The sequence below is a fragment of the Pseudoxanthomonas broegbernensis genome (genome assembly GCF_014202435.1).
Classification (GTDB): domain Bacteria; phylum Pseudomonadota; class Gammaproteobacteria; order Xanthomonadales; family Xanthomonadaceae; genus Pseudoxanthomonas; species Pseudoxanthomonas broegbernensis.
Genome location: NZ_JACHGU010000002.1, coordinates 396,061 through 408,737, shown reverse-complemented (window position 1 = coordinate 408,737; position 12,677 = coordinate 396,061). Strand labels below are relative to the sequence as shown.

Annotated in this window: 12 protein-coding genes; 1 reads left to right on the top strand and 11 read right to left on the bottom strand. The window is 71.8% G+C overall.

Annotated features, from left to right (window positions below; translation table 11 throughout):
• Positions 1–139: 139 nt before the first annotated feature.
• The gene (locus HNR76_RS05430; protein ID WP_162309863.1) at positions 140–1,876 is read right to left on the bottom strand and encodes a 3-hydroxybutyrate oligomer hydrolase family protein; all 1,737 of its coding nucleotides are present in this window, start codon (positions 1,874–1,876) and stop codon (positions 140–142) included.
• A 206-nt stretch (positions 1,877–2,082) separates the two neighbouring features.
• Here HNR76_RS05430 and HNR76_RS05425 point away from each other — a divergent pair, with 206 nt between their 5' ends.
• Entirely contained in the window at positions 2,083–2,841 is a 759-nt protein-coding gene (locus HNR76_RS05425; protein ID WP_162309862.1) for a 3-hydroxybutyrate dehydrogenase, read from the top strand.
• A gap of 348 nt (positions 2,842–3,189) precedes the next feature.
• Here HNR76_RS05425 and HNR76_RS05420 read toward each other — a convergent pair whose 3' ends face one another.
• From HNR76_RS05420 to rpoE, 10 genes are all read right to left on the bottom strand, one after another.
• Entirely contained in the window at positions 3,190–3,678 is a 489-nt protein-coding gene (locus HNR76_RS05420; RefSeq protein WP_162309861.1) for an NUDIX hydrolase, read from the bottom strand.
• 136 nt (positions 3,679–3,814) lie between these two features.
• Positions 3,815–4,546: a DNA repair protein RecO gene (recO, locus tag HNR76_RS05415; RefSeq protein ID WP_162309860.1), complete on the bottom strand. Its 732-nt coding sequence runs from the start codon at positions 4,544–4,546 to the stop codon at positions 3,815–3,817.
• Between the two features lie 29 nt (positions 4,547–4,575).
• Positions 4,576–5,508: a GTPase Era gene (era, locus tag HNR76_RS05410; RefSeq protein ID WP_162309859.1), complete on the bottom strand. Its 933-nt coding sequence runs from the start codon at positions 5,506–5,508 to the stop codon at positions 4,576–4,578.
• On the bottom strand, positions 5,509–6,207 hold the full coding sequence (gene rnc / locus HNR76_RS05405; RefSeq protein WP_162309858.1) for a ribonuclease III: 699 nt from the start codon (positions 6,205–6,207) through the stop codon (positions 5,509–5,511).
• Entirely contained in the window at positions 6,197–6,574 is a 378-nt protein-coding gene (locus HNR76_RS05400; protein ID WP_162309857.1) for a DUF4845 domain-containing protein, read from the bottom strand. Before HNR76_RS05400 ends, rnc begins: the two co-directional genes overlap by 11 nt.
• A gap of 22 nt (positions 6,575–6,596) precedes the next feature.
• Positions 6,597–7,397, bottom strand: a complete 801-nt coding sequence (gene lepB, locus HNR76_RS05395; RefSeq protein ID WP_162309856.1) for a signal peptidase I — start codon at positions 7,395–7,397, stop codon at positions 6,597–6,599.
• Between the two features lie 9 nt (positions 7,398–7,406).
• Positions 7,407–9,215: a translation elongation factor 4 gene (lepA, locus tag HNR76_RS05390; RefSeq protein WP_183982139.1), complete on the bottom strand. Its 1,809-nt coding sequence runs from the start codon at positions 9,213–9,215 to the stop codon at positions 7,407–7,409.
• Between the two features lie 197 nt (positions 9,216–9,412).
• Positions 9,413–10,921 carry a DegQ family serine endoprotease gene (locus tag HNR76_RS05385; protein ID WP_162309854.1) on the bottom strand — a complete coding sequence of 503 codons (1,509 nt, stop codon included), beginning with the start codon at positions 10,919–10,921 and terminating at the stop codon, positions 9,413–9,415.
• Positions 10,922–11,027: 106 nt separating this feature from the next.
• Entirely contained in the window at positions 11,028–11,972 is a 945-nt protein-coding gene (locus HNR76_RS05380) for an RseA family anti-sigma factor (RefSeq protein ID WP_162309853.1), read from the bottom strand.
• Positions 11,969–12,586, bottom strand: coding sequence for an RNA polymerase sigma factor RpoE (gene rpoE, locus HNR76_RS05375; RefSeq protein WP_425501763.1), 618 nt, complete (start codon positions 12,584–12,586; stop codon positions 11,969–11,971). The genes HNR76_RS05380 and rpoE overlap by 4 nt, the downstream gene beginning before the upstream one ends.
• Positions 12,587–12,677: the final 91 nt, after the last annotated feature.

Below are 12,677 nucleotides of genomic sequence, written 5' to 3'. Positions count from 1 at the left end.
GTGGAGGCGGAGTGGTGCGCGCGGCCTCCGCCGCGGGGATGCCTGCCCGGCGACGGCTGCCCTCCCATTTCGGCCGCGCCGCATGTCGCCCACGCCCTTGGCGTCGAATGCATGTCGACCACGCGTGCGGGGCGGCGCCTCAGGGCATCGGCAACTGCGCCGCTTCCACCACGCCCGCACCGCGGCCGCGCGCATCGATCACCGCGTCGGCCGGCAGCGCGGCCCGCCCGTCCAGGTACGCCGACACCCGGTCCAGGGCGGCGTGGACGTAGGGCAGCATCGGCGCATGGCGGGCGCCGTAGGCCGGCACAGCGAGGAAGGCGTCGAAGTGGCCGCCGTTGCGCACCTGCCAGTAGCGCACGCCATCGCACCCGGCCGCCCGCGCCGCGGCCACGTAGGGCGCGCTGGTGAAGGCCGGCGGGATCAGGCCGTCGTCGGTGCCGTGCACCACCAGCACCGGCAGGCCCTCGCGCGGCGGCGCGGCGCGGGTGGCGGCGATGCCCTCGCGCACCCGCGTCGCCTCCTCGCCCTGCCCGGCGTAAAGCGCGCGCAGGCGAAGCAGGCCCGGCAGGGCGAGGTCCGGTGGCGCCAGGTGCGGGTCGACCAGGCCCACGCCGTTGCCCGGCGGGATGCCCGAGGCATCGGACCACCACGCGCCGCGCTCGGCGGGAGTGGCCGGGTGCGAGCCGGAGCCGGCGTCCTGCACGGAGAACGCGAAGCCGCAGGGATGCTCGCCAACGCCATGGCGCCCGTAGGCCGAGGCATAGGTCGCCGCCACCGCGCGCCACAGGTTCAGGTCCACGCTCGATGCACCGGCCTCCAGTGCCTGGCCGGTCCAGCCGGCCGCCCGCATGCGCGCGTGCGCCGAGCGCGCCTGCGCCAGGGCGTCGGCGCCCTCCAACCACCCGGCCGCCGCCAGCATGGCGCAGCGGACCCGCCACGCGGTTTCGGCCGGCGCGCGCGGTGAAGCGTGCGGCAGCGCGCAGGGCATCAGCAGCGCGGCCTCGGTGGCGAAGTCGTAGAACGGACGGCCGCCATGCCCATCCACGTACACGTTGGGCTCGCCGGCCACCACCGCATCCAGCCAGTCGCCCTCCAGCTCGGCCGCGCGCAGTACCGCGCCGCCGCCGTTGGAGACGCCCACGGCGATCACCCGCGTATTGCCGAAGGTGAACGGCGCGTCCTGCGGAAAGGCGCGCGCCAGTGCAACCAGGGCGAACTCGGCGGCCTGCTTCACGTGGCGCCCCCAGTCGGCCTCCGGGTTGTCCTGCGAATGGGCATGCTTGAAGGCGATGCCGCCGGCGCCGGCCGGCACGTGCGGCGCGAAGGCCAGGTCCTCGCCTGCCGCATCCAGGCGCGCGGGCGTACCGTCCAGGCGCACGCCGAGGCCGGCGTCGAGGTCGACGTAGTCGGTACCCGCGCCCTTGTCGGTGTAGGCCACCGCGCAACCCTTCGGCAAGGCCCATGGCGCGGCGACGGCGATCGCGCCGTAGATGCCGCGCGAGCCCGACGAAGGCGCGACCACCACGCAGCGCCTGCCGGCGTCGAACGCATCGGGCACCTGGACCAGCACGCGATGCGGGTGCCTGGCGCCCGGCACGCGCGCCAGCGCCGAGTATTCGCGGCCGGGCATCGAGGCGAAGCTGCCGTACAGCCTGCCGTAGCCGCCGCCCGGCGACAGGTCGGCGATGCCGCGCCAGTTGCTCCAGATCGCCCGCCTGCGCAGTTCGGCGGCGGCCGGATGCGCGGCATCGGCGAACGCCGGCGGCGCCGTCGCGCGCAGCCCTTCCGCGCCGAGTCCGGCGGTGAGCAGGTCGTCGTCGCCGCGATGTCCGGTGATGCGCTGCGGTTCGATCGCGGAGGCCGGCTCGTGCATGGGATCGGTGGGTTCGAGGATGCGTCGGGGGAGGGGCGCCGGCGGCCGCGAGGCGGGGAACGAGCCACGCGCACGCGCGGTTCGACCACGCCCGGATGCCCGCGCGCGGCCCGACGCCCGATGCATCATCGCACTTCGCCGCCACGCCGCTGCCGGCACGGCTTGCTAAGCTGGCCCGGCCATTTCCCCACGTTCCCGGTATTCCCATGCGCAGCATCCTCATCACCGGCGCGGCCAGCGGCATCGGCGCCGGCATCGCCCACGCACTGGCCGCCGCCGGCCATCACCTCATCGTCAGCGACCTGGACCGCGACGCCGCCGAAGCCGTGGCCGCCGGCATCCGTGCCCGCGGCGGCTCGGCCGAGTCGGTCGCGCTGGACGTGACTTCCGACGCCAGCGTGGCCGCCGCCCTGGCCGCACTCGGCCGCCCGGTGGACGTACTGGTCAACAACGCCGGCCTGCAGCACGTCTCCGCGCTGGAGGAGTTCCCGCTGGCCAAGTGGGATTTCCTGGTCCAGGTGATGCTGGTCGGCGTGGCCCGCCTGACCCGCGCGGTGCTGCCGGGCATGCGCGAGCGCGGCTTCGGCCGCATCGTCAACATCGGCAGCATCCACGCGCTGGTGGCCAGCCCGTACAAGAGCGCCTACGTGGCGGCCAAGCACGGCCTGGTCGGCTTCTCCAAGGTGATCGCGCTGGAGACGGCCGATGCCGACATCACCATCAACACCATCTGCCCCAGCTACGTGAAGACTCCGCTGGTGGACAGGCAGATCGCCGACCAGGCACGCACCCGCGGCATCTCCGAGGCGGACGTGGTGTCGCAGGTGATGCTCAAGCCGATGCCCAAGGGCGTGTTCATCGAATACGACGAGCTGGCCGGCACCACCGCGTTCCTGATCTCGCCGGCCGCGCGCAACATGACCGGGCAGACGCTGGTGCTGGACGGCGGCTGGACGGTGCAATAGGCCGGGGCGCGCACGACGCCTGGTCATTTCTTCGCCATCCCTCTTGACGTGGCCGCCACGCAAGGCGCTCCGCCGGTTATCCACATGTTTGCCCGGCGCTCATCCACACCCGGTGTGGAAAACTCCGGGACGCGCCGGACGCGGGCTGGACAAAAATTGGCCATGCATCTTGACAGCGTTGGCACGCAAGGCGGACGCGCGGTTATCCACAAACTTGCCCCATCATCATCCACACCGAATGTGGACAACCCCGCGCGCCACCGGCGGCCGCACCGCCGGCCGCCACCGCACCGGCCCGCGGCGGCGCGGGGCATGCGCCGGGCGAACCGCCTTCGCCGCCCTCTCCGCTCAGAGGCGGGAATAGCTCCAGGACTGCATCCGGCCGCCGCTGTACGGCATCACCCCATGGAAGGCGCGCGGGTCGGCGTCGAACACCAGCGGCAGGAAGTGGCGGTCGCCTTCCCACAGCGGCAGCTCCAGGATGCGTTCCACCGCCACCCATTCCAGCGTGCCCTCCGGATTGCGCTCCAGCGGCGCGCCTTCGAACGCATCGACGACGAAGACGAAGCCCAGCCAGTCCTCGCCCTGCTTGCCGAAGCCCGGCCAACTGATAGTGCCGCGCAGGCGCATCGCGCCGCACTCGATGCCGGCCTCCTCGCGGATCTCGCGGCGCATGCCGGCCACCACGTCCTCGTCGCGCTCGATCTTGCCGCCCAGGCCGTTGTACTTGCCCAGGTGCTGGTCGCCGGGACGCGTGTTGCGGTGGATCATCAGCACCCGCGAACGGTCGGGCGAGAGCACGTAGCCGAGGGTGGCGACGATGGGGGTATACGGCATCGGCCGGTCCTGCGCGGAAAACCCGCGCATTCTACCGGCCATGTCCCGTGGGAGCGCCCCTGGGCGCGATGCTTCTCCCCCCGTGCCGTCGGATCGGGCGCGGTTCCGCGAGAAGATGGCCTGCGGCGAATGCGGCTCAGCCCGGGGCGTGGAGGCGGCCCAGCGACGCGGCCATCTCCCAGGACTTCAGCCCGCGCGCGCCCAGGTGATGGCCCAGCACCGCGCGCAGCGGCAGGCGCAGGCTGGCCAGGTCGGCGCTGGCCGGACGCGCGTCGGCCGCCAGCGCCAGCAATGCGCTGCCGGTGGCTGCGGTACCGCGCTCGGCCTGGCCGCGGTCGCTGAGCAGCCGCCGCGGGCCGTGCTCGGGATCGAGCCGATAGCGCGCGGCCGGGTCGATCGGCTCGCCGTCGCCGTCGCAATGCAGTTCGAAGCCCACGCCCAGCGCGTCGAGCAGGTCGCGCTCGAAGCGGCGCAGGGTCCAGGCCAGCGCCTCGCCCGCGCGCAGGCGCTCGCGGGTGCGGGCGTAGGCGGCGCTCAGCTCGGGCAGCGGGTCCTGGCGCGGCGCCAGGCGCAGCACCAGCTCGTTGAGGTAGAAGGCGGCCAGTTGCGCCTCGCCGGCCAGCCGGGGCGCCACGTCCAGCGCCTCGGCCGCGCGCAACTGCGCCAGTTCGCCAGCCATCACCGCGTCGAAGCGGATGCGCTGCAGCGGCTGCAGCGCGGCACGCAGCGGCTGCCGCTTGGGCGATTGCACGCCGCGCGCCACCAGGCCCAGGCGGCCGTGGCCATCGCTGAGCACTTCCACCAGCAGGCTGGTCTCGCGCCAGGAGCGCGCGTGCAGGACGAAGCCGGCCTCGCCTTCGATCCGCATGCTGTCAGCCCGGCGCGGCCATGCCGCGGTCAGTTGTCGCCGTAGCCGAAGGCCTTCAGCGCCGCCTCGTCGTCGGACCAGCCCTCGCGCACGCGCACCCAGGTCTCCAGGAACACCTTGCGGTCGAACAGGCGTTCCATCTGCTGGCGCGCCTTGCTGCCGATCTCGCGCAGGCGCGTGCCGGCCTTGCCGATCACGATCGGCTTCTGGCCCTCGCGCTCGACCCAGATCACCGCGCCGATGCGCAGCAGGGCGCCGTCCTCGGCGAAGCGCTCGATCTCCACCGTGGTCGCGTAGGGCAGTTCGTCGCCCAACTGGCGCATGAGCTGCTCGCGGACCAGCTCGCCGGCCAGGAAGCGCTGGCTGCGGTCGGTGATCTCGTCCTCCTCGTACGCCGGCGGCGCTTCCGGCAATTGCGCCAGCACGTCGCGCACCAGCGCCTCCAGGCCCTTGCGCTTGAGCGCGGACAGCGGATGGACCGCGGCGAAGTCGCGGCCGTCGCTGACCTGGGCCAGGAACGGCAGCAGCGCGCTCTTGTCCTTGAGCCGGTCGACCTTGTTGACCACCAGCACCACCGGGATGCCGGCGTCGTGCAGCACGCGGAACGCCAGGGTGTCCTCCTCGTCCCAGCGCCCGGCCTCGACCACCAGCAGCGCGGCGTCCACGTCCTGCACCGCGCCGCGCGCGGTGCGGTTCATCACCCGACTCATCGCCGAGGCCTTGAACCTGCCCTGCTCGCGATGCAGGCCGGGCGTGTCGACCAGCAGCATCTGCCCGCCCTCGACGGTGGCAATGCCCAGCAGCCGGTGGCGGGTGGTCTGCGGCCGGTTGGAGACGATGCTGACCTTGGCCCCGACCAGGGCGTTGACCAGGGTGGACTTGCCCACGTTGGGGCGGCCGACGACGGCGACGCTGCCGCAGCGGTGGGGAGGTGCGCGATCGGGGGTGGTTTGGGGGTTCACTCAATGCCGCTCATGTGTGCCGCGTAGGGACGCCAGCCGTTCCAGCACCGCCGCCGCCGCGGCCTGCTCGGCCAGCCGCCGCGAGGTGCCCTGCCCGTCGGCGCTGACGGCAGGTTCGTTCAGGGTACATCGGGCCAGGAACAGCTTGGCGTGCTCCTCGCCCGCTTCGGAAACCAGTTCGTAGGCCGGCAGCGGCCGCTGACGCGCCTGCAGCCATTCCTGCAACCGGGTCTTGGCGTCCTTCTCCGGCTTGCCGACCGGCAGCGCCGCCAGGGCCTGCTCGAACCACGGCAGCACGGCGCGCCGGCAGGCCTCGTAGCCGGCGTCCAGGTAGATCGCCGCCACCACCGCCTCCAGCGCGTCGGCCAGGATCGAATCGCGGCGGAAGCCACCGGACTTCAGCTCGCCCGGGCCCAGGGTCAGGCGTTCGCCCAGCTCCAGGGTGCGGGCGATGGCGGCCAGCGAGGCCTCGCGCACCAGTTCGGCGCGGGCGCGGGTGAGCACGCCTTCGTCGGCCTTGGGCCAGCGCTGGTACAGGGCCTCGGCGGCGATCAGGTTGACCACGCCGTCGCCGAGGAACTCCAGGCGCTCGTTGTGCGGGGTGCCGGCGCTGCGATGGGTCAGCGCCTGCGCCAGCAGCGACGGGTCGGCGAAGGGATGGCCGATCCGGTCGCGGAGGATGGCGCGGTCAGTTGGCACCGCGCCGGGTCAGGTCCTGGGTGGTGTCGAAGCGGCCCACCACGTCCAGGTTGCCGACCAGCGGCCGGCGCACCTCGTAGTTCACCTTCATCCGCCAGCCGCCGTCGGTGCGCTCGAACTTCACGTTCTGCGCCTTCACGTTCTCCGAGTAGCTGATGTACAGGCGGCGGAAGAACAGGTCCTGGACCTTGGCCGGGTCCATGTCGGCCACGCCCGGCTCGTTGGCCAGGCTCTTCATCGCCGTGCGCACCGAGTAGTACTCCTGGTACATCGGGAACAGCTTCATGCCGATGTAGGCGGTGAAGCCGACCACCGCCAGCACGACCAGGAACCCCACCAGGCTCAGACCGCCTTGCTTGCGCTTCATTGCCATCCCCTTCGCTGCATGCCTACTTGATCGATGTCCCGATCCGCGACGGATCGAAACTTCCCTTGCAGAACCAGCCCTCGCAGTTCAGCCAGATCAGGAACGCCCTGCCCCGCAGGTTCTCCTCGGGCAGGAAGTGGGTCCGCGTCCAGAACCGGCTGTCCTCGCTATTATCACGATTGTCGCCCATGACGAAATACTGGCCGGCCGGGACCGTCCACTCGCCCTGCCCGGACGGGTTGGCCCGGTCGATCCACTCCAGCACCTGGTGCTCGCGCCCGGGCAGGCGCTCGGTCAGCAGGGTGGCGCCGGTCATCTCCGCGCCGCGGCCGGTGCCGGTGTACCGGCCGATGGGCTGGTATTCCACCGCCTCGCCGTTGATGTACAGGGTGTCGCCGTGGAAGCCGATGCGGTCGCCGGGCAGGCCCACCACGCGCTTGATCCAGTTCTGCTCCGGGTCGTGCGGCGGCTTGAACACCACCACGTCGCCGCGCGCCGGCTCGCCCAGCGCCACGAATTTGTGGTTGTTCACCGGCAGGCGCAGGCCGTAGGCGAACTTGTTGACCAGGATGAAGTCGCCGATCAGCAGGTTGGGCATCATCGAGCTGGAAGGGATCTTGTACGGCTCGGCGACGAAGCTGCGCAGCACCAGCACCACCGCCAGCACCGGGAAGAAGGCGCGCGAGTAGTCCACCACCACCGGCTCGTCGTCCAGCAGCCCGCCGGAGGCGGCGCGGCGCTTGGCGAAGAACAGCTTGTCCAGCAGCCACACGATGCCGGTGGCGAAGGTCAGCACGACCAGGCCGATCTCAAACCATTTCATTCGGACACCTCATTCCTTGCCAGTACTCAACACCGCCAGGAACGCCTCCTGGGGGATCTCCACGCGGCCGACCTGCTTCATCCGCTTCTTGCCTTCCTTCTGCTTCTCCAGCAGCTTCTTCTTGCGCGAGATGTCGCCGCCGTAGCACTTGGCCAGCACGTTCTTGCGCAGCGCCTTGACCGTGGACCGCGAGATGATCTGCGAGCCGATCGCCGCCTGGATGGCCACGTCGAACTGCTGGCGCGGGATCAGGTCCTTCATCTTGTCGCACAGCTCGCGGCCGCGGCGGTCGGCGTGGCTGCGGTGGACGATGATCGACAGCGCATCGACCTTGTCGCCGTTGATCAGCGTGTCCACGCGCACGAAGGGGCCGGCCTCGAAGCGCACGAAGTGGTAGTCGAGCGAGGCGTAGCCGCGGCTGACCGACTTCAGCCGGTCGAAGAAGTCCAGCACCACCTCGGCCATCGGCAGCTCGTAGCTGATCTGCACCTGGCTGCCCAGGTACTGGATGCCGACCTGGCTGCCGCGTTTCTCCTCGCACAGGGTGATGACGTTGCCGACGTAGTCCGGCGGCGTGAGGATGTTGGCGCGGATGATCGGCTCGCGGATTTCGTCGATCCTGTTCGCCGCCGGCAGCTTGGCCGGGTTGTCGAGCGGCATCACCTCGCCGTCGGTCAGCAGGACTTCGTACACCACCGTCGGCGCGGTGGTGATGAGGTTGAGGTCGTATTCGCGCTCCAGGCGCTCCTGCACGATCTCCATGTGCAGCATGCCCAGGAAGCCGCAGCGGAAGCCGAAGCCCATCGCCTCCGAGCTCTCCGGCTCGAAGCGCAGCGCGGCGTCGTTCAGGCGCAGCTTGTCCAGCGCCTCGCGCAGGTCGGGGTAGTCCTCGGCGTCGACCGGGAACAGGCCCGAGAACACGCGCGGCTGCATCTCCTGGAAGCCGGGCAGCGGCTTGGGCGCCGGGTTGCCGGCCAGGGTCAGGGTGTCGCCCACCGGCGCGCCGTGCACGTCCTTGATGCTGGCGGTGATCCAGCCGACCTCGCCGGCGCGCAGATGCGGCATGACCTTGCGCTTGGGCGTGAACACGCCGACGTTGTCGACCTGGTGGCTGCGGCCGGTGGACATCACCAGCAGCTTGTCGCCGGGCTTGATCTCGCCCTGCATCACGCGCACCAGCGAGACCACGCCCAGGTAGTTGTCGAACCATGAGTCGATGATCAGCGCCTGCAGCCTGTCGGTGTCGCGCGGCTGCGGCGGCGGGATGCGGTGGACGATGGCCTCCAGCACCTCCTCCACGTTGAGGCCGGTCTTGGCGCTGACCGCCACCGCCTCGGAGGCGTCGATGCCGATCACCGCCTCGATCTCGGCCTTGGCGCGCTCGATGTCGGCCGTGGGCAGGTCGATCTTGTTCAGCACCGGCACCACTTCCAGGCCCTGCTCCACCGCGGTGTAGCAGTTGGCCACCGACTGCGCCTCCACGCCCTGCGCGGCGTCGACCACCAGCAGCGCGCCCTCGCAGGCGGCCAGCGAGCGGCTGACCTCGTAGCTGAAGTCGACGTGGCCGGGGGTGTCGATGAAGTTGAGGTGGTAGGTCTGGCCGTTGCGCGCGGTGTAGGGCACCGACACCGACTGCGCCTTGATGGTGATGCCACGCTCGCGCTCGATCGGGTTGTTGTCGAGCACCTGCGCCTCCATCTCGCGCGCGGTCAGGCCGCCGCAGATCTGGATGATGCGGTCGGCCAGGGTCGACTTGCCGTGGTCGACATGGGCGATGATGGAGAAGTTGCGGATGGACCGCATCGGATCGGAAGACATGGGAGCGGCGGCGGGACCGTCGTCGGACAGTCGCGGATTATCGCATGCCGCGACGCTCTCCATGGGCCTGCCCATCGCCTGCGTGTCGCCTCGCCCGGCCCGTATCGGCCGGACGGGGCGCTTCCCGTGCGCGTGAAGACCGCGCCGCGCGGGAATCTTCGGTGGCCGGCCCGAGGGAACCGGCCACCTCGGCGGACTCAGTCGCCCGCGCCGATGGCGAGCGCCACGAAGCTGGTCGCCCCGGACGGGTTGCGGACCAGCAGCATCGCCACTTCGCCGCTGCGGAAACCGCGCACCTGGCGTTCCAGCTCGGCCACGCTGGCCACCGGCGTGCGCCCCACCCGCAGGATCACCATGCCCGGGCGCAACCCGGCCTCGCGCGCCTCGGCGCTTTCCACGCCGACGATGCGCACGCCTTCGCCCGCGTCCAGGCCCAGTTGCCGGCGCGCGGCCGCATCCAGGTCGGCCACGCGCAGGCCGATCAGCGTAGCCGGCGCGGCCGCGGCCGGACCGGTGCCGCGCTCGGCGCCGGGGCTGGCGGCCAGCCGCTGCATGTCGCTGGTCAGCTCGCCCAGGGTCACGCCCAGTTCGCGCTGCTTGCCGTCGCGGATCACGCCGACCCTGGCCTTGGTGCCCGGCGGCAGCATGCCCACCATGGGCGGCAGGTCCGCGTGGCTGTTCACCGGCTGGCCGTTGATCGAGACGATCACGTCGCCGATCTCCACCCCGCCCTTGGCCGCCGCGCTGCCGGCCTCGACGTTGTTGACCAGCGCGCCGCGGCTGCTGTCCAGGCCCAGCGCCTTGGCCTTGTTCGCGTCGACCGGCTCGATGGTCACCCCGAGCATCCCTCGGCTGACCTTGCCGGTCTTCTTGATCTGCTCCACCGCGCTCATCGCCAGGTCGATGGGGATGGCGAAGCTCACGCCCATGTAGCCGCCCGAGTTGCTCAGGATCTGCGAGTTGATGCCCACCACCTCGCCGGCGGTATTGAGCAGAGGCCCGCCGGAGTTGCCGCGGTTGATCGCCACGTCGGTCTGGATGAAGGGCACGTACTGCTGGCCGCGGCCACCGCTGCGCCCCAGCGCGCTGACGATGCCGGCGGTCACCGACTGCTCCAGGCCCAGCGGCGAGCCGATGGCCACCACCCACTGGCCCTGCTTGAGCGCGGCCGAGTCGCCCAGGCGCAGGCTCGGCAGGTTCTTGGCCTCGACCTTGAGCAGGGCCACGTCGTAGGCCTCGTCGCTGCCGACCAGCTCGGCGGAAAACTCGCGGCGGTCGTCCAGGCGCACGGTGATGGTATCGGCGCCGTCGACCACGTGGTGGTTGGTCAGCACGTAGCCGTCGCCGATCAGGAAGCCCGAACCCAGCGAGCGCCCCGGCATCGCTTCCGGCGCCGGGCCGGGCATGCCGAAGCCGGGGCCGAAGAAGCGGCGGAAGATTTCCGGGATCTGCTGCTCGTCGGGCATGCCGCCGCGCGAGGCCACGCGCGGGCTGGTGCGCGCCTCGATGTTGACCACGCCGGGCGCGACCTGTTCCACCAGGCGGGTGAAATCGGGCAGGCCGGTGACCAGCGGCGCGGCCGGTACGGTCTGGGCGGCGGCCGGCGCGGGCGGCGGCGCGGCGGGCTGGGGATCGCGCGCGCAGGCCACGAGCGGGACGGTCAGGGCCAGGGCGGCGAACAGGCGATTGCGGACACGTGGATTCATGCGGAGGCGGGCCTCGTATCGTGCGTGGAAACGACCGGCCGCTGCCCGGCCGGCCGCAGGCGGCTTCCGGGAGCGGAACGGCAGGAAGGGAGCAACGGCCGCGGCTTCAGCGCGGCGCGTCCCCGGCCGGATGCGGCGCCGGCGGGGGCACGCCTTCCGCGGCCGGCACGGCGGCGGGGAGCCGCGGCTCGAACGGATAGAAGGTGCGCGCGGCGGTGCTCTCGCCGCCGAAGCTGGCGGTATAGGCGCCGTTGGCCTGCTGCGGCAGCGCCGCGCGCGGCCATGGCCGCGCATCCAGCGGCGCGGAGGCGAACGGCGCGCGCGCCTGCTGCGAGGCGACGGAAGTGGAAGGCGCCATCGCGCTGGCGGCGGCGACCGCTGCACCGGCAGGGCCGGCATCGGCCACCGCGACGCTGCGGACCGGGGCCGGGGCCATTGCCGCGATCGGCAGGGATTCGCGCACCACCGCCTGCGGACGCGCGGGACGCGGGGTGCGGGTCGCGGCGCGCGGCTCATCCTGCGTGGCGGCCAGCCGCGCATCGCCCTCGGGCACGGCCCGGGACGCGTCCGACGCGGCCAGCGCCTGTGCGGTGGCAGCGGCCGCGGGCGCAGCATCGGCCGGGATCGAATCGGCCGCCAGCACCGCCGGTGCCGGGCCGGTCTGCACCGGCGCCTGCGGCCGGCTCACGAACAGGGCCACCGCCGCGACCGAGGCGGCCAGCGCCGCCGCCCCGCCGCCCCAGCGGACCCAGCCGGGGCGGGTGCCGGCGGTGCGCGCCACGGGCAGCGCCACTTCCATCCGGATCGCCGCGGCCACGCGCGCGCCCAGGTCCGGCGCGGCCAGCGCATGCAACTGCCCGCGCAGCGCCTGGCCGCACAGGTGCCAGCGCTCGTAGCAGGTGGCCAGCTCCTGGTCGTGCTGGAGGCGGCGCAGCAGGAAGCGCGCCTCGTCCGGTGCCAGCGCGCCATCGACCAGGGCCGACAACTGCTGGCGGTGGTGGCGTTCGAGCTTGTCGGCGCCGGTGGTGGAAGGGGTCATGTCTTGGCTCATGGGCGGTTTCGCTCGCGGGTAGCGCTTTGGACATCGAGCAGCGGCCGAAGTTCGACATCGATGGCTTCGCGGGCACGGAAGATTCGCGAGCGCACCGTGCCGATCGGGCACTGCATCTTCTGCGCGATCTCCTCGTAGCTCAGGCCTTCCACCTCGCGCAGGGTGATGGCGGTCCGCAACTCCTCGGGCAACGCGTCCACCGCCTTCATCACCGTGCGCTCCAGTTCCTCGCGCATGGCCTCGCGCTCGGGCGTGTCGGTGTCGCGCAGGCGGATGCCGACGTCGTACTGCTCGGCGTCGCCGGCGTCGATGTCGTCCATGGGCGGACGGCGGTTGTGGGCGACCAGGTGGTTCTTGGCGGTGTTCACGGCGATCCGGTGCAGCCACGTATAGAACTGGGCGTCGCCGCGGAAATTCCCGATCGCGCGGTAGGCGCGGATGAAGGTGTCCTGGGCGACATCCTGGCACTCGCTCCAGTCGGCGACATAGCGGCCGATCAGCCCGACGATCCGGTGCTGGTACTTGCGCACCAGCAGGTCGAATGCCGCGCTGTCGCCGCGCTGCACGCGACGGACCAGCTCGAGGTCCAGCTCCTGGGGTGAATCCTTTTGCATCGCATCGGCCATGCCGGGCCGCACTCCTGTCAGCTCGGCCATGGCCGTGCGCTGTGACCGCCGTTGCCGGGAAAAGTTCAGCGGCCTGGCG